The sequence below is a fragment of the Mesorhizobium sp. B2-3-15 genome (assembly GCF_006442875.1).
GTDB classification, from domain to species: domain Bacteria; phylum Pseudomonadota; class Alphaproteobacteria; order Rhizobiales; family Rhizobiaceae; genus Mesorhizobium; species Mesorhizobium australicum.
In genome coordinates this window covers 417,764-433,688 of the sequence record NZ_VFVO01000002.1, presented here as the reverse complement: position 1 = coordinate 433,688, position 15,925 = coordinate 417,764, and the positions used below count along the sequence as shown (strand labels likewise).

Genomic DNA, 15,925 nt, shown 5'->3' with positions numbered 1-15,925 from the left:
TGCAAGAAAGGATTAAACTCCAGCGCCATCAGACGATCAATCCGTTCGGCCGCCCACAATCTCTCTGATTTTAGTCTTGGCCACCTTGCCATAACCGGATTTTGGCAGATCGCTCCAAAACAGATACCGCTTCGGCAACTTGTAGCGGGCAATCTTGTCCGTCAGCCAGGAATCCATGTCCAGTCCTGCGATGTCGGCGCCAGGTGCGGCCACGCAAACAGCAACCCCGATTTCGCCCCACACTGGATCGGGCACGCCCAACACAGCCACCTCACTGATGCCGGGATGCGCAAGTATCTTCTCCTCGATTTCGCGCGGGTAAATGTTCGAACCACCGGAAATATACATGTCGGACGCCCGGCCGGTTATAAATAAAAACCCTTCCTCATCCATGTGCCCAATGTCACCGGTGCAGAACCAGCCGTCTCGGAATGCATTCGCATTCGCTTCCGGATTATTGAAATATCCAGGAAAAACGGCCGGGCCGATGACGTGGATTTCCCCGGTCTCGCCAAGTGCGAGTTCCACACCATCGGGGGATTTGATGGCAATCTGCATCCCTGTTCGCTCGAAGCCGCAAGTTCCGATCTTCGCATCGGGACCGTCACCCAGTCGATGGTGGTTGGGCGGGAGAACGGTAATGTTGCCTGTCACCTCGCCCAGCCCGAAATACTGGACCAGCACAGGCCCGAGCTTTTTCAAGGCGTGCTCTTGATCGGTGCGATACATCGGGGCTCCGGCATAGATGACATGGCGAAGCGATGAGTGGTCATACCGATCCGCGGCTGGATGCTCGACGAGCATCTTAAGGATTGTCGGGACGGTGAAGACGTTGGTGATGCGCCACTTTTCGATCAGAGCCCACGCGGCGTCGATGTCGAAACGGTCGGTCGCCAACAGCACTGTCTTGGCGCCTCGCGCCACTTGCGTCAGTTGGTGAACGCCCGCCCCGTGAGAAAGCGGCGCGACCACGAGCGACGCGTCCTCCTCGGTGGTTCCGGGCATGAGATCGCAGAGGTGGTTTGTGATGACGAATGCCATCTGGCCGTGGGTTAGCATCGCCGCTTTGGGCCGGCCCGTTGTGCCCGACGTGAAGAGGAACCAGCAGGGGTCGTCCCGATCAACTGCCGCCGTTTCGACCTGACTTCCCTCATGCTGCAGAACGACGCTATCGTAGTCCGGACCATATTCGGATGCGCCGATGGATATGAAGAAGCGAAGTGGCGCGGAGGAAGCCGCACAAGCGGTCTGATGTTGCGAAAACTGGTTGCCGCAGATCATCCCTACGGCACCGCTTACCTCTGCCTGGTAGGCCACTTCCTCCGGTGTTTGCCGGAAATTGTTTGGCACCCAGACCGCACCGATGCGGAAGCAGGCGAACATGGACTCGAACATCTGGTTGCAGTTTTGCGACTGCACGAGCACGCGGTCACCTTTCTTGACCCCATAGGTCTCAGCAAGGGCAACAGACATCGCATCGATCCGCCGATCAATTTCGCGCCAAGTCCAGCTCTTGTCTCCCCAGACAAATCCAGTCCGTTCGGGAAATCGACGCGCCGCCTGGGTGACGAAATGCGACAGGTTCATCACCCGCGTCGACACCGGTTCAATCGGACCTGCAGTTCCCGCGTTCATCGCACCCGCTCCAGGATCGAGACGTAGTTGGTGACCGCCGCACCCCCCATATTGAAGACGCCGGCAATGCTGGCATCGGGGACCTGCATTCCGCCGGCCTCGTTCATCAGTTGCTGTGCCGCCATTACATGCATCGAGACGCCAGTCGCGCCGAGCGGATGGCCTCTGGCTTTGAGGCCGCCAGATGGATTCACCGGCAGCCTGCCGGAGCGTTCCGCAATCCCTTCGCGCACGATACGAAACCCTTGACCCGGCAACGCCAGCCCCATCGCCTCGTATTCGATCAGTTCCGCGATGGTGAAACAGTCGTGCGTCTCGACAAGGTCGAGATCATCGATTGCCAACCCGGAGGCCCCTAGCGCCGATCCCCAGGCCCGCCTCGCGCCATCAAAGGCGATCGGATCGCGCCGGCTCAGCGCCATGAAGTCATTGGCATGGCTTCTGCTGCGAAATGCGATCGCACGTGACATTTCGGCCGCAGCCTGCTCGTCCGCTATGACGATGGCTACAGCTCCGTCTGAAACCAGGGAGCAATCGGTTCTCCTTAGTGGAGCGGCGACATAGGGGTTGCGCTCCGACACCGTGTTGCAGAAGTCGAAGCCCAGATCCTTACGCATATGCGCAACCGGATTGGCGACGCCGTTGCGATGGTTCTTGGCGGCGATCATCGCAAGTTCTTCGGATCTGTCGCCATGGCGCTGAAAATAGTTCTGCGCGATGCCCCCGAATACGCCCGCGAAGCCGCCCTCTACGTCCGCCTCTTCCTTGCGATAGCAGCCGGACATCAGAACATCGCCAACTTCACTTGAAGGCAAGCCGGTCATCTTTTCAGCGCCGATCACCAGGGCGATCCGTCCGCGACCGGCCTCGATGAAATCGAGTGCACCAAAAAGAGCGGCCGAACCCGTCGCGCAGGCATTTTCGAAACGCACGGCAGGTGTCGCGGCAAGGCCGTGACGACTCATGCCGACAAGTGCCGCCTGAAAATCCTGACGCGAAAAGCCGTTGTTGTAGACGCCAACGAAGATGCCATCAACGTCGGCGGCTCCAATACCGGCATGGTCGAGCGCCGGGCCAGCGACCTCCGCCATCAACGTTTCGGTGTCGGGGGCGGCGGACTTGCCGAAATTGCTGTGAGCCCACCCGATTATCTGTGCTTTGCCCATGCCTCTTCCTTTCGGCCCTCGACGAACGCCGTTAAATCAGCCAGTTCTCTGATTGCGGCAACGCTGCCGCCACTTCGTCAGGCGCTCGCGCGCAACTCCGGCTTGGCCGAAATCTCCCTCTCGAAAGCGCGGATGCCGGCGGTGAACGACTCCATCATTTCCTCGATTTCCGCTTCGCTGATCGTCAGGGGAGGACAGACCATCAGCCATTCTCCAAACGAACCGCCGGCGGTGCGCCGCGAGAACAAGAGCAGTCCGTGGTCGCGGCAGATCATTCCGATCCGCTCGCTCGCCCGTATTTCCGCTGGGAACGGTTCCTTGGTGACCTGGTCCGCGACGATCTCGACGGCCATGTGCAGTCCAAGCCCGCGGATGTCGCCGATGATGCCGACCTTGCCCTTGATGTCCCCCAATCGGGCCTTGATCAGCGCACCCAAATTCCGCGCCCGCTCCATCAGACCGTCTTCCTCGACAACCCTCAGAACCATGTCGGATGCAGCGCAACTGACTGGATTGGCTGAATAGGTGTGGCCGTGCTTGAAGCCACCGGAACGGCGCACGTCGCTCACCATGTCTGCCGACGCCAGGACCACGCCGAGTGGTGCATAGGAGCCGCTGACGCCCTTTGCGAGCGTGACGATATCGGGCCGACAATCCGGCCAATGATGGCCGGCGAGAAACTTGCCCGTCCTGCCAGCGCCGCTCATGATCTCGTCGTAGATCAGCATGACGCCATAGCGATCGCATATCTCCCGGATGCGGGTGGAATAGCTGTCCGGGGAAACCAGGGCTCCCGTCGACACGCCACCGACTGGTTCGATCATGAAGGCGAGGATGGTTTCGGGACCTTCCCTGAGGATCGTTTCTTCCAGCTGCCGCACACAGCGGTCGACGACGTCCTGTTCACTTTCGCCGGCGGGGCGACGATACATCAGCGGCGCATCGATCTTTGGCATGTCGACAAACATCGGCTTGTAGGCTGCCGCATAGTCGGGATCTCCGGTGATGCCGAGAAGCGCGGTTGTCGCGCCATGATAGGAAGGGATACGGCTGACGATCTTGAAACGTGATGTCTGACCTCGCGCCACCGCCACCTGTCGCGCGAATTTGATCGCGGCCTCGTTGGCCTCCGAGCCGCCGGAGACGAAAAAGGCCGCGCCATAGTTCCAATTGCTCAAGCGCTCGAGCCTGGCGGCCAGCCGCTCGTTGGGGTCGTTGTCCCATCTCATGCTGTGCGCGTAAATGATGCGTCCCATCTGATCGCGCATTGCCTCCAACACCCTGGGATGGGCATGGCCGACATTGACCGAAATGGCACCCGACGATCCGTCCAGCAGACGGCGACCGGTGCTATCCCAGATATAGACGCCTTCACCGCGGACGACCTTGGGAAATTCCTTCGTGCCTTCGGGCGTGATGAAATGCTGATAACGCAGTGTCATGAGTATCCTCGCACTGTTGCCTGCGGAGAGCTGCGGCTTTTCAGGGCCGCTTAGCAGGGAAAGAGAAACCATTGAGTGGGGAATTCGGCGTCAGCAGCTTCGGGTCGGGATCAGATCCGAACAACATCCGATGGCGCGTGAAAGCCAGGAGCTCTGCCACGTGCTCGTCATTGCGCGGATCATCGGGAAATGCCTCGCCAAAAATCTCGTCGACATAGATGCGGGTCATGATCTCGTCGGCGAACGCGCTGGTTGCGTGCCCGATGAACTGGTTGAAGGCCGCCGGAACCGGCTGCTTAGCATGGTTCCTGGCAATGGCAGAAAGTATGTCCGCCCATTGTGCGGTCAGCCTCAACCAGACCGCGTTGGCATCCGCATCCTGCCGCTTCATCTGAAACAATGATCGAAAGAACATTCGGCGGCGACGGAATGCCCCCACGATTTCGATAAACGTTGCCTTCATCTGCGAAAAGAGGTCGACAAATTCGTCGCCTTCGGGGATCGCCGGGGCGATGTCGACGGCAGCGAACTCGGAGAACACCTCGAGCACCAGGTCACGGATGCTGTCGAAATGCAGGTAGAACGTTCCTGCCGCGACCTTTGCCTTGCCGGTGACCGAGCCAATCGTCAGGCTCGCGAGATCGCTTTCCGTCAGGCAATCGAAGGCCGCCCGCTTCAGTTTTGCGCGTGTGCGAGCGCTCTTGCCTTCGCCACTTGCGCCCTTGATCTGCGCGTTCAGCGCAGCGACGTAGCGATCGCCCAACGCCAGATGCGGTCCGGGAGAGGCAGAAGCAGCTCGGCCCTGGCCTAAAACCGCAGCTGGCAAGTGGTTCGACGCGTTCTGATCCGTCATCTCATCCCTCATCAGGAAGCCGCCGCAAGAAGCGTGCGGTCAGGGAGTGCCTCACCGACCAGTCTCTCGAATTGGCCGGCAAGCTCGGCCAAGTCGAGTGCAGCTTTCTTGTCGCCCGACAGATCCATCACGACCTTGCCGCGATGCATCATTAGCACTCGATCCGTGTGGCTGAGCGCATGGCCAAGATCATGCGTGACCATGACCGTCGTGATGTCTTGTGCGCGAACGATCTCCCCGGTTACGTCAGCCACGATTTTCGCACGCTTGGGGTCGAGCGCCGACACGTGCTCATCAAGCAGGAGAACGCGCGGATTGCGCACCGCCGCCATCGCCATCGCCACGGCTTGGCGCTGCCCTCCGGAGAGAGTGCCCGTCGATTCCCCGAGCCGGTCTTCGAGCCCCATGCCAAATCGCTGAAGTGCGCTTCTCGCCGCCTGTCTCACGTCATTACGGTCATAGCGGCGAAGGCGGAACGCACGCTCCCGTCCCATCACGGCGAGCGCAAAATTCTCCTCGATGCTGAGCGAGGACAGCACGTTGTGCTCGGGGTTCTGGCGAACGAGCGCAATCTTGGAAGCCCTCTGCCACGAGGGCTCCTCGCTCATGTCCTCGTCATCGATGTGCAAGGATCCCTCATCAAGCAGCAATGTCCCCATGAGGATCGAAAGCAGGGTAGACTTTCCGGCGCCGTTGGAGCCGATCAAGGCGACGTAGGAACCGCGTGCGACATCAAGGGTCAGGTCATCCAACGCGGTGAAGACTTCCTTTTTGCCAAGGCCCGCAAAGCGCTTGGTTGCGTGGCGGAGACGTATCGCTGGTGGTGCGCCACCAATGCGTCGCTCAGAGAAGAGTGGTGACACGATCGTTCTCCAGGAATTGCACATGTTTGCGCCGGCGGGCTCGCCAGCCTTCGAACCCGGAAATCGTGAGCGTGCCCTTTCCGTGTATGCGGGCCGCGATGAAGGCGAAGACCAGGAGCGCTGTAATCAAGCGAACGGAGTTTGGCGGAATGCCCATTCTGAGGCTGAGCGCCACGATACAGCGATAGATGATGACGCCGACGATAACGGAGGTTACCCCGACAGCGACCTTGTCGGAACGAATGACACTGGTCCCGATCGTCAAGGCCGCCAGGCCGACCACAATCACGCCGCCCTGGATGGAGACATCCATGAAACCCTGGCTCTGCGCCACCAGCGCGCCCGATGCCGCCGCCAGAGCGTTGGCCAGCATGAGGCCAAGAACCTGATGCATCTCCGTTCGGATACCTAGGCTGCGCGCGGTCTGTATGTTCAAGCCGCTTGCGCGTGTCGCAAGGCCGTAGCCAGTGTGCAGGAGCCAGACAAGGAAGGTGGCGAAAATCAAGGTCACAGCGCCCGCCACCAGGATCGAAGCGGACTGGTTGCCGAGCCCCAAATTCTCGGCCCAGGTGAACAATGTATCCACCCGGACGAGAGAGACATTGCCTGTGCCCATCACCGCAATGCTTACGGACCATGCTGCCGTGGTCATCAGAATGCCCGCAAGCAAGACGTTCATCTGAAGGATCACATGCAGCAGGGCTGTTACGAGTCCGGCAAGTGCGCCGGCACACATGCCGAGCAACAGCGAACTGATCGGATCGACGCCCATGAGAAGGCTGCTCGCGGCAGCGGCGCCGCCCAGGCCGAACGAGCCTTCGAGCGTCAAGTCCGGCAGGCTGAGCACGTTGATCGCGAGATAAATGCCAAGCGCCAATGGTCCATAGAGGAGCCCAATCTGGCCACCAATCACGAGCACATCGATCAGCATCGAATCCGCCTCAGTAGGTTTTGACTGCGGAGGTCATCATAGTCTCGGGAATCTTGAGGCCCAAAGCGCCGGCTTCGGTCTTGTTGATCTCGAACCCTGCAATCTTGGGAATGACTACCGGCGTCGTGGCAGGGTCAGCGCCCTTCAGAACGGCCACCACTAGGTCGGCCGCCCTCATCCCAACAGTCACATAACTGTAGCTGCCAGCGAGGATCGCGCCACCTTTGACTGCATCGGACGTGCAGCCGAACACCGGGAGCTTGGCATCCTTGGCAACTTTCAGCGCTCCTGCCATGCCAGAGATCGTGGTCGTGTCGCAGGGAAACTCGATCGCCTGAACACGCCCAACCAGTGACTGTGCCGCCTGGGTGGTTTCACCTGCATTGGCAATGCCCGCTGTAACGTGCTTCAAGCCCTTGCTTTCTATATGTGCAATGGCACGTGCGGCCAGCGGATCACCGGCGGGATCGCCAACCTTGTAGATCAGGCCGATGGTCTCGATCGTGGGTAGGATGCTCAGCATGCCGTCGACTTCCGATTCCACGGGAAGAGGATCCGAAACTCCAGTCATGTTGCCGCCGGGCTTTTCGATCGACTGGACAATGCCCGCCTCGACCGGGGTCGACACGCCAACGAACACCACAGGCACAGTCTTAGTCGCCTGCTGTATGGATTGAGCGGCGGCGGTGCCAATGACCACGACTAGATCACAACCGCCATTGGCGAATTGCTGCGCGATTGTCTGTTGTGTTGCAGCGTCCGCTTCGGGATTCTGGATGTTCTGGACGATCTTTTCGCCACCCGAAGCCTTCAGGCCGTCGTTCATTCCCTTCAATATGTCGTCTATGACGGGGGCCGACGCATATCTGTTCACACAGACTGTTTTGCCGGAAAGGGCCGCATCCTCCGCCTTTGCAGTTACCGAGCAGGCGAGAGTCAAGCCTGCAGCCGTCGACAATGCGATCAGTGCCTTCATTTCAGTTCCCCATGTTGACCGCCTTACCGGCAGCGCTCGTCTGTTCCGATTATGAAACTGAATACAGTTTCATAATTTGTCAATCGGCTTTCTGCAAAAAGGGCGATCGAGAGCGGCTTGCAACTTTGACCAGCGGAAAGGGATGATGCGAAAAAGGATTGAACGTCCGGCAAAAACATTTCTGGCTACAAAAGTTTGGGCCCATGGGCGGGAGGCAGGCATTGCGCAGATGGTCCGCTCGATCGGCCTGCTCAAAACCCATCCCATCGATTTGATGCAGATTCACAACCTGCTTGATTGGAAGATCCACCTTCCCATTCTACGCGAATGGAAAGTCCAAGGCCGCATCCGTTACATCGTTATCATCCATTATAACGTCGGCGGGCACGCAGACCTGAAGCAGTCATTCGCGTCGAGCCGGTTGATTTTGTTCAATGCAACTATGCACTAGACGACCGGGCGGCCGAGAACGGCTGCTGCCACTGGCTGCAGAGCGGGGTGTGCCGTTCTGGTGAACCGGACAATCGGGCAAGGTCATTGGTTCACGAGCTTGTTCGCTACCCTCTGCCCAACTTTGCTGCGGAGATTCGCTGCCAGAGTTGGAGCGAACTGGCGAACCCCGCGGTTACCTGCATAATCCCGGCAACCAGCAATCGCTCACATGTCGAGCAATATGGCAGCAGGTTCCGGCACACTGCCGGACGCCGCGATGCGCGAGCGTATCAGGCAAGCGGCTGATCTTTAAAGACGTCATGCGGTGAGGCCGCGGACGTTGGCCAACATTCACCGTCCGAGCAGGTTCTTCTCGACGGTTCTGAGGTGCACCAGCATCGCTGTCTTGGCGCCATCCGGATCGCGACGGAGCAAGGCATCCAGGAGCGCCTGATGCTCTTCGCAATACACCTGGCGGCGCTCTTCCGAGAAAGAACGCTTCTTCATCTCGAACCAGGGCGACTGGTTTCGGATCGCACGCATAAGATTGTGGATTTCTTTCAAAAAGTCATTGCGGCAGCATGCGAAGACGCGGTGATGGAATTCCGCGTCCCAGTGCTCGAACGCGGGCATGTCTTGCGACTCGCACGCGGTCCGATGTGCTTCGCGCACAGCGTTCAGCTCTGCAGCACTTGCATTGGTCGCCGCGAAAGCCGCGGCAGCCGGTTCCAGCAATTGCCTGATCTCCATCATATCGGCCGGACTGGTCCCTTCCATCCGCGCAACCATTGAGGCGATCGACGAAGTATCGGTTGCCGTGAGAAATGTCCCGCGTCCGACGTGACGGACAACCGTCCCATCGTCTTCGAGGAAACCGACTGCGCGCCGCACGGTGTTACGCGCTACGCCGAACTCGACTGCCAGATCTCGTTCCGGCGGCATCCGGCCATCTTCAAGCCATTCGCCGGATGAAATCCGCTTCTTGAGCATCAAGGCAATGTCGTTCGCAACGAGCTTCGGCATATCTTCGATCTGATCCAATGGTGCACCAATAAATATCAGTCATTGGGCGCTCGGTCCAGTGGCGTGAGCTTCGAATAGGCCATTTCGGGCAAGGCATTAAAAGATTCTTGGCCTCACCCATTGCCAAGCCCAACCAATCATGGCTATCGTGTCTTCAAAGGCCACATATTGGCTCATAAAAGGTTTAGGGAGAGAGGCATGAAAATTGCGACATTCGCGACTGGCGGAGAGCGTCGCGTCGGTATCGTCGATCTCGAGAAGCAGACCGTTTCGCCTTTCGACTTAACCGTCGACCAGGCAAAGACAGGTCTTCTGGCGTTGATCCGTCGCAATGGCGCCGGGATGCCGCGAACGCTTTCGCCGATCCCGCTTGCGCAGGTCGAGATCGAAGCGCCAATCCCGCTGCCGGCCCGCAACATTTTCTGCGTCGGCAAGAACTATCATGAGCATGCCCACGAGTTTTCCCGCAGTGGTTTTGACTCCAGTGCGGCCGCTGGGACCATCCCCAAGCATCCGATCATCTTCACCAAGGTTCCAGAGTCAGTGATACCGACCAACACCAATGTGTTGATCGACTCCTCTGTATCGACGGCCATCGATTATGAGGCCGAGCTTGCCGTCATCATCGGCAAGGGCGGGCGTGGAATTTCAAAGGAAGACGCTTACGATCACGTTTGGGGCTACACGATCGTCAACGACGTCACCGCTCGCGATCTGCAGGGCAAATACAGTCAGTGGCTGATAGGCAAGTCTCAGGACACTTTTTGCCCAATGGGGCCTTGGGCCATAACCAAGGACGAACTCGACCTGGATAGTGCTTCTGTCCGCTGTTTCGTCAATGACGACCTCCGCCAGAACTCGAAGATTTCGCTGCTCATTTTCGATATCCCGACGATCATCTCGACGCTGTCGCAAGGCATCACACTGAACCCTGGCGATATCATTGCGACGGGCACACCTGCGGGCGTCGGTATTGGGTTTGATCCCCCTAGATACCTGAAGGCCGGCGACGTCGTGCGCGTCGAGATCGACGGCATTGGGTCTCTGGAGAACCGCTTCGCGGAGCGTGCGCAATGACGACCGTGAAGATCGGACCGATCGTTGCTGAGGTCACTGGCGAAGGCATGCCGGTGGTGATGCTCCATGGTCTTGGCGGAACGTCGAACATGTTCCAGCCCCAGATGGCCGCACTTTCAGCATATAGGGTCGTCCGGCTCGATCTGCCCGGCTCGGGGCGCTCGCCAAGGCCGTTCGAGCCACTGACAATGGAAATTATGAGCGACGCCGTTGCCCGTGCCATGGACGGCATGGGAGTGACGCGGGCACATTTCATCGGCCATTCGATGGGCACCATCGTCTGTCAGCAAATCGCTGCCAAACATCCCGCGCTGGTCGCTTCGCTGGCATTGTTCGGCGCCTTGGCCGAACCTGCCGAAGCGACACGGGTGGGCCTCGCCAAGCGAGCCCAGCTGGCCAGGTCGGGCGGCATTGCCGACATCGCCGATCAGATCGTCGCCAATGCGTTGTCGGCACACACAAGAGAGACGTCGCCAGCGGCGGTCGCCTTCGTCCGCGAGTCGATTACGCGGCAGGATCCGGAGTCCTATGCGCGCACTTGCGAGGCACTGGCGAAGGCAGTGGCGGTCGACCCCAGGCGGATCACGGCCCCCACCCTGTTGGTCACCGGCGATGCCGACACGGTCAATCCGATGAGCGTCGGCCAAGCGCTTGCCGATGGGATCAAGGGAGCCGTAATCTCTTCGCTCGATCGGTGCGGACACTGGGCTACCGTTGAGTGCCCCCGCGAAAGCAGCCAAAAGCTCGCCGATTTTTTGCGACGCGTTGATAGGTGAGGACCTGAACAGCGCGTAAAACTGCGCGTTCGAAAGTTTTTGGGAGGATAAGATGGCAGAAGACAGCTGGAACGGAAACGGTTCGGGCGGCACGCTCTTCACCAATGTGCGCGTGCTCGACGCGACGGGTGAGTATCCCTACACCGGGGAAGTGCTGGTGCAGGGCAACCGCATCAAGCAGATTACCAAGGGTTCGTCACGTTTTGGCTCATCATCGTCACCGTCATATGGTGGCAGTGCGACGGTCATCGACGGCATGGGCGCGACGCTGATGCCCGGCATGATCGATGCCCATTTGCACCTGTCCTGGAACAATGCGCCCGGCATCGACCCGATCCAGATGATGGAGATCGAGGAGCATATGCTGGTCACCATGGAAATGGCCAAGCTCGTGCTGGACGCAGGCTTTACGGCCGGCCGCGGTGCTGCGGCAGCGAAGCCCAGGCTGGATGTCGTGTGCAAGAAGTTCATCAACCAGGGACGCTTTCCTGGCCCGCGCTACCTTGCAGCTGGACCCGAGATCACCACGGTGGGAGGCCTCGGAGATTCGTCGCCGTCTCATATCCCGCATGAAGGTCTCAACCTCGGCATCGTCGTCTCGGGGCCGGAAGAAATCCGGCGCACCGTGCGCCAGCTGATCAAATACGGCGTCGACTCGATCAAGCTCAACCTGTCCGGTGAAAGCATCACCGGCATGGGCGCCGAAGAGACACCGATGTCCGAAGAGGAGGTCGCCATGGCGGCCTCGGAGGCACGCTGCCGCAACAAGGTGTTGTCGGCGCACGCGCGCTCATCCGGATCGGTCAAGCAGTGCATCAGGCACGGCATCCAGAACATCTACCATGCCTCTTTCGCCGACGAAGAGGCACTCGACATGCTTGAAGCAGCCAAGGACAAGCACTTCGTTGCGCCCGGCATCGCCTGGCTCATCAACACTGCTCGCCATGCCGAGCAATGGGGCATCAAGCCGGGCTCGCCGCTTTCGCTCGAATATGAGCGCGAGCTCGAAATGTGCATCGACACCATGAAGAAGATGCACCGCCGCGGTATCCGCGTCTGCATCGGCGGCGACTATGGTTTTGCGTGGACCCCGCAAGGCACCAATGCCAAGGACATCCAGACGTTCGTCGAGATGCTTGGCTACTCACCGATGGAGGCGATCCAGGCCGGAACCAAGTTTGGCGGCCAGATCATGGGCATGGGCGACGAGCTCGGTCTGATCAAGGAAGGCTATCTCGCCGACCTGCTGCTGATCGACGGTGATCCGATCTCGGACGTGCGCATCCTGCAGGACAAGAACCGCATTCTGGCCATCATGAAGGACGGCAAATTCCATAAGGCGCCGCGCATCAACGAACAGCGCCGTCGGCTGACTGCATGAGCATCCTGGACCGGCCATCTTCGTCCGGGATTTCGGGCGGCGGCGTGTCGCGCCGGCAGGCGTGGGGTTTTTTCTGGCTCCTGGTCGCCGCGCTCGTCGCATGGCTGGTTTTCGCCGTCTGGCCGGATTGGCTCAACGCGATCCTGATATCGAAGAAAGCCTTCGTCAGCGCCATCCTCAATGGCATCACCCTGGCAGGGCTCTACTTTCTGGTTGCCAGCGGTTTCACTTTGATCTTCGGCCTCATGCGCAACGTCAACCTGGCGCATGGCTCGCTCTATCTGCTCGGCGCCTACATCGGCTACGAAGTGGCGAGCCGCACAGGTTACTGGCTGCTGGGGGTCGCTGCCGGCTTCATCGTGCTGGCCGCAATCGGTGTCGTCATGCAGGTCCTCGTCTTCCGTCGGCTTGAGGGTGACGATCTCAGACAAACCCTGGTCAGCATCGGCATCTCCATTGTCGCTGCTGACCTGATGCTTGCCGTCTGGGCCGGCGGCACTTACCAGATCGCTGTGCCGGAATGGCTGGACGGTGCAGTGACCTTGCCGGTCATAACGGCAGTCCGATCCAACGGCGCATCGGTCTTTCTTACTTACCCATTCTATCGGATCGCAGTGCTGGCCGCAGCCATCGTCATTGGCATCGGCCTGTGGCTGATGCTGAACAAGACCCGCGTAGGCATGATGATCCGCGCCGGCGTCGACGATCGCGCTATGCTTTCGGCCTCTGGCGTCAACGTGCATGCGGTCTTCGGCATCGTCTTTGCGGTTGGAGCCGGACTTGCCGGCTTTGCCGGCGTCGTTGGCGGATCGGCGCTGTCCGTCGCGCCGGGTGAAGACATTCGTTATCTGCTGGCCTCGCTCGTGGTTGTCATCGTTGGCGGCATGGGCTCGATATCAGGCGCAGCCATAGGCGCGCTTCTCATTGGTCTGGCCGAGCAACTCGGCCTGGTCTACTTCCCGACCTATGGCGTCGTGCTGACCTTCATCATCATGGTCGTGACACTTGCGATCCGGCCGCAAGGCATCATGGGCAAATCACGATGACCATGAGCCTCCAATCAACGCCCCCCGCAATTCAGCCAACTTGGCTGGACAAAATTGGCGCCGGTCACATTCTTCTCGCCATCGCGCTGGTTCTGTATCCGCTGGTGGCGTCGGATTTCTTCCTGACGCAGATCGGCGGCTACTCCTTGATCTACGGCATGCTCGGCCTGTCGTTGATGATGCTCGCCGGCTACGGCGGCATGGTCAGCCTGGCTCAGATCACCGTCGCGGGCATCGCGGCCTATTGCATCGCGATCTTCGGCGACAACAACAGCCACCTTCTTGGCTTTGGCTGGCCCTGGTGGATTGCGGCTCCGGTTGCGATCCTGATCGCGGCGATCGCCTCGTCCCTGATCGGGTGCATATCGGTCCGCACCGAAGGCATCTACACCATCATGATCACGCTGGCGATTGCCACCGCCACCTTCTACTTCGCGCAGCAGAACTACGCGATCTTCAATGGCCATTCGGGCTACGCCGGCATACGCGCCCCAGCTTTCTGGGGCGCGAACTGGCGCGATCCGAAGGCGTTCTATTACCTGTGCCTTGGGTTCTCGATGCTCGCCTATGCCGCGATCCTCTACGGCTCCAGGTCAACGTTCGGGCTGACCCTGCAGGCGATCCGTGACAATCCGCGCCGGATGCGCGCTCTGGGCTTCAACGTCACCGCGCACAAGGTGTTCGCCTGGTTTCTGGCCGGCATCATAGGTGGCTTGGCCGGTGTGCTCCTGGTCTGGTTCAACGGCCGCGTCTCGCCCGGCACCATCGGTGTGGACGCTGCAATCGATGTTCTGATCATCGCTGTCATTGGCGGCCTGCGGCATCCGATCGGGCCGTTCCTTGGCGCCCTCGTCGTCGTTCTGATGCAGACGTTCGCGATCGATCTCGTCGGGGCCGAGCGTTTCAACACGCTGATCGGCCTCGTCTTCCTGGTGATCGTTTTCATTTCACCAGACGGCATTCTTGGGTTGTGGGCGAAGTTCAAGCCCAACTTTTCTCAGGAGTCCTTGCGCCCCGGCCAGTGACGGCCGGGCGGAATGAACTGCATAACTCTATCAATCAAGGGAGGAAATAATGAGGATGCACAGACGCACATTACTGGCTTTGGCACTGGCGAGCGGACTGACCGCTCCGTCCCTAGCTCTCGCCGCTGACGACACAATCAAGATCGGTCTGCTTGCGACCTTCGAAGGGCCCTTCACGGTGCTCGGCGAAGACAGCGAGCGCGGCGCAATGACTGCCGTAGAAGAGGTTGCCGGCACCGTGGCTGGCAAAAAGATCGAGATCGTCAAGGGGTCGTCCGACGCGTCGCCCGACAGTGCGGTGCGCGCGGCCCGCAAGCTGGTCGAACAGGATGGCGTCAAGGTCCTGATCGGTCCGCTTTCCGGCGACGAAGGCTTGGCCGTCAAGGACTATGCCAAGACCCAGCCGACAGTCACCTTCCTAAATGGCGCCTCTGCTGCCCAGGACACGAGTTTCCGGGACCCTGCACCGAACTTCTTCCGCTTTGGAACCGATGGCGCGCAATGGATGGCAGGCCTCGGCACTTACGCCTTCAAGGATAAAGGCTACAAAAACGTTGCGACGGTGGCGGAGGACTACTCCTTCCCCTACACGCAGGTGTTCGGCTTCATGGCCGAGTTCTGCAAGGCAGGCGGGCACGTGCCATCGAAGTCCTGGGTGCCGATCGGCAACAAGGATTTCTCATCCGTCATCGCTGCCATCCCCGACAATGTCGACGCAATCTATGTGGCACTCGGCGGTGCAGATGCCGTCAACTTCCTCACTCAATACCAACAGTCCGGCGGTGCAGCCCCGCTGATCGGAGGCTCGATCACAGTCGATCAGACGGTGCTCACGGCCAAGGGCAAGCTGCGGGACGTGCTCGTTGGAACGCCTTCGGCCGGTCCGACGGCCGATACGAATGACACCCCTTCCTGGACCAAGTTTGTCGAGGCTTACAAAAAGCAGCCAGGTGCATTCCCGTCGCCGTCGCTGTTTGCGCATGCCTACTACATCAACATGAAAGCCGCGCTGCTTGGCCTCGACAAGGTCGGTGGCGATGTGTCGGATGGTGGTGCGAAGCTCCGCGAAACCCTTTCGTCGCTCTCTTTTGAGACGCCGACGGGCAAGGTTTCGCTCGACAAGAACCGCAATGCGGTTGCCGACATCTTCCTGACGGAAGTGACTGAAAACGCCGACGGGACGCTGTTGAACAAGCTGATCAAAGTGGTTCCGCAGGTAAACCAGACACTCGGCATTGCTGAAGCGGACTTCACGGCGCTGGGCGCTGTGAGCCGCGACAATCCAAGCTGCCCGTAATC

Annotated in this window: 15 protein-coding genes; 7 read left to right on the top strand and 8 right to left on the bottom strand. The window is 59.8% G+C overall.

The window, feature by feature from the left end:
- Positions 1–36: 36 nt before the first annotated feature.
- From FJ954_RS06085 to FJ954_RS06055, 7 genes are all read right to left on the bottom strand, one after another.
- Positions 37–1,635 carry an acyl-CoA synthetase gene (locus FJ954_RS06085; protein WP_140660759.1) on the bottom strand — a complete coding sequence of 533 codons (1,599 nt, stop codon included), beginning with the start codon at positions 1,633–1,635 and terminating at the stop codon, positions 37–39.
- Positions 1,632–2,801: an acetyl-CoA acetyltransferase gene (locus FJ954_RS06080; RefSeq protein WP_140660758.1), complete on the bottom strand. Its 1,170-nt coding sequence runs from the start codon at positions 2,799–2,801 to the stop codon at positions 1,632–1,634. The genes FJ954_RS06085 and FJ954_RS06080 overlap by 4 nt, the downstream gene beginning before the upstream one ends.
- Before the next feature lie 77 nt (positions 2,802–2,878).
- Complete coding sequence (locus FJ954_RS06075; RefSeq protein WP_181177760.1) at positions 2,879–4,243, bottom strand: aminotransferase class III-fold pyridoxal phosphate-dependent enzyme; 1,365 nt, start codon at positions 4,241–4,243, stop codon at positions 2,879–2,881.
- A gap of 40 nt (positions 4,244–4,283) precedes the next feature.
- Entirely contained in the window at positions 4,284–5,096 is an 813-nt protein-coding gene (locus FJ954_RS06070; RefSeq protein ID WP_181177759.1) for a TetR/AcrR family transcriptional regulator, read from the bottom strand.
- Positions 5,097–5,107: 11 nt separating this feature from the next.
- The gene (locus tag FJ954_RS06065) at positions 5,108–5,959 is read right to left on the bottom strand and encodes an ATP-binding cassette domain-containing protein (RefSeq protein ID WP_181177758.1); all 852 of its coding nucleotides are present in this window, start codon (positions 5,957–5,959) and stop codon (positions 5,108–5,110) included.
- Positions 5,940–6,890 carry an ABC transporter permease gene (locus tag FJ954_RS06060; RefSeq protein WP_140660754.1) on the bottom strand — a complete coding sequence of 317 codons (951 nt, stop codon included), beginning with the start codon at positions 6,888–6,890 and terminating at the stop codon, positions 5,940–5,942. The genes FJ954_RS06065 and FJ954_RS06060 overlap by 20 nt, the downstream gene beginning before the upstream one ends.
- A gap of 10 nt (positions 6,891–6,900) precedes the next feature.
- Positions 6,901–7,866, bottom strand: coding sequence for an ABC transporter substrate-binding protein (locus FJ954_RS06055; RefSeq protein WP_140660753.1), 966 nt, complete (start codon positions 7,864–7,866; stop codon positions 6,901–6,903).
- A 145-nt stretch (positions 7,867–8,011) separates the two neighbouring features.
- Here FJ954_RS06055 and FJ954_RS06050 point away from each other — a divergent pair, with 145 nt between their 5' ends.
- Positions 8,012–8,317 carry a hypothetical protein gene (locus tag FJ954_RS06050; protein WP_140660752.1) on the top strand — a complete coding sequence of 102 codons (306 nt, stop codon included), beginning with the start codon at positions 8,012–8,014 and terminating at the stop codon, positions 8,315–8,317.
- Positions 8,318–8,649: 332 nt separating this feature from the next.
- Here FJ954_RS06050 and FJ954_RS06045 read toward each other — a convergent pair whose 3' ends face one another.
- Positions 8,650–9,339: an FCD domain-containing protein gene (locus FJ954_RS06045; protein ID WP_246681025.1), complete on the bottom strand. Its 690-nt coding sequence runs from the start codon at positions 9,337–9,339 to the stop codon at positions 8,650–8,652.
- A 180-nt stretch (positions 9,340–9,519) separates the two neighbouring features.
- On the opposite strand from FJ954_RS06045, the gene FJ954_RS06040 reads away from it, so the two are divergent.
- The 6 genes from FJ954_RS06040 to FJ954_RS06015 are packed head-to-tail and all read left to right on the top strand — an operon-like array spanning position 9,520 to position 15,923.
- Positions 9,520–10,398, top strand: coding sequence for a fumarylacetoacetate hydrolase family protein (locus FJ954_RS06040; protein WP_140660751.1), 879 nt, complete (start codon positions 9,520–9,522; stop codon positions 10,396–10,398).
- The gene (locus tag FJ954_RS06035; protein ID WP_140660750.1) at positions 10,395–11,174 is read left to right on the top strand and encodes an alpha/beta fold hydrolase; all 780 of its coding nucleotides are present in this window, start codon (positions 10,395–10,397) and stop codon (positions 11,172–11,174) included. Before FJ954_RS06040 ends, FJ954_RS06035 begins: the two co-directional genes overlap by 4 nt.
- A 52-nt stretch (positions 11,175–11,226) precedes the next feature.
- Positions 11,227–12,555, top strand: coding sequence for an amidohydrolase family protein (locus FJ954_RS06030; protein ID WP_140660749.1), 1,329 nt, complete (start codon positions 11,227–11,229; stop codon positions 12,553–12,555).
- A complete protein-coding gene (locus FJ954_RS06025) occupies positions 12,552–13,601 on the top strand; it encodes a branched-chain amino acid ABC transporter permease (RefSeq protein WP_140660748.1) in 1,050 nt (349 codons plus the stop codon). The genes FJ954_RS06030 and FJ954_RS06025 overlap by 4 nt, the downstream gene beginning before the upstream one ends.
- Positions 13,602–13,603: 2 nt before the next feature.
- Positions 13,604–14,626: a branched-chain amino acid ABC transporter permease gene (locus FJ954_RS06020; protein WP_140660747.1), complete on the top strand. Its 1,023-nt coding sequence runs from the start codon at positions 13,604–13,606 to the stop codon at positions 14,624–14,626.
- Between the two features lie 49 nt (positions 14,627–14,675).
- On the top strand, positions 14,676–15,923 hold the full coding sequence (locus tag FJ954_RS06015) for an ABC transporter substrate-binding protein (RefSeq protein WP_140660746.1): 1,248 nt from the start codon (positions 14,676–14,678) through the stop codon (positions 15,921–15,923).
- The last annotated feature ends 2 nt before the right edge of the window (positions 15,924–15,925 follow it).

Bases quoted from the DNA above. Each gene is read 5' to 3' on its own strand.
- FJ954_RS06085 (WP_140660759.1), bottom strand. From the start codon at position 1,635: ATGAACGCGGGAACTGCAGGTCCGATTGAACCGGTGTCGACGCGGGTG.
- FJ954_RS06080 (WP_140660758.1), bottom strand. From the start codon at position 2,801: ATGGGCAAAGCACAGATAATCGGGTGGGCTCACAGCAATTTCGGCAAG.
- FJ954_RS06075 (WP_181177760.1), bottom strand. From the start codon at position 4,243: ATGACACTGCGTTATCAGCATTTCATCACGCCCGAAGGCACGAAGGAA.
- FJ954_RS06070 (WP_181177759.1), bottom strand. From the start codon at position 5,096: ATGACGGATCAGAACGCGTCGAACCACTTGCCAGCTGCGGTTTTAGGC.
- FJ954_RS06060 (WP_140660754.1), bottom strand. From the start codon at position 6,890: ATGCTGATCGATGTGCTCGTGATTGGTGGCCAGATTGGGCTCCTCTAT.
- FJ954_RS06055 (WP_140660753.1), bottom strand. From the start codon at position 7,866: ATGAAGGCACTGATCGCATTGTCGACGGCTGCAGGCTTGACTCTCGCC.
- FJ954_RS06050 (WP_140660752.1), top strand. From the start codon at position 8,012: ATGCGAAAAAGGATTGAACGTCCGGCAAAAACATTTCTGGCTACAAAA.
- FJ954_RS06040 (WP_140660751.1), top strand. From the start codon at position 9,520: ATGAAAATTGCGACATTCGCGACTGGCGGAGAGCGTCGCGTCGGTATC.
- FJ954_RS06035 (WP_140660750.1), top strand. From the start codon at position 10,395: ATGACGACCGTGAAGATCGGACCGATCGTTGCTGAGGTCACTGGCGAA.
- FJ954_RS06030 (WP_140660749.1), top strand. From the start codon at position 11,227: ATGGCAGAAGACAGCTGGAACGGAAACGGTTCGGGCGGCACGCTCTTC.
- FJ954_RS06025 (WP_140660748.1), top strand. From the start codon at position 12,552: ATGAGCATCCTGGACCGGCCATCTTCGTCCGGGATTTCGGGCGGCGGC.
- FJ954_RS06020 (WP_140660747.1), top strand. From the start codon at position 13,604: ATGAGCCTCCAATCAACGCCCCCCGCAATTCAGCCAACTTGGCTGGAC.
- FJ954_RS06015 (WP_140660746.1), top strand. From the start codon at position 14,676: ATGAGGATGCACAGACGCACATTACTGGCTTTGGCACTGGCGAGCGGA.